Consider the following 222-nt stretch of genomic DNA (forward strand, 5'->3'; position numbering starts at 1 on the left):
TGAATTTACCGTCCATGACAGGGATTGCTGACCCCAATTTACGTCAACTCATGACCAACCTCATTATTGAACTTTATAAATACCAAGCTGAAAGTGAACGTAAGCGGATCATTGAGCGTCAGCAACAAGGGATTTCCCTAGCCAAACAGCAGGGGAAATATCATGGGCGCAAACCCCAATACACCCAAGATGATCCCCGCTTGCAACATGCTTTTAAGCTTT

The 222-nt window shown here is 44.6% G+C and carries 1 pseudogene; it reads left to right on the top strand.

Annotated features, from left to right (window positions below):
• Positions 1 to 222, top strand: a pseudogene (locus FC65_RS11370) (recombinase family protein); the annotation flags it as partial.

It is taken from the genome of Ligilactobacillus acidipiscis DSM 15836, from assembly GCF_001435755.1.
GTDB lineage: Bacteria > Bacillota > Bacilli > Lactobacillales > Lactobacillaceae > Ligilactobacillus > Ligilactobacillus acidipiscis.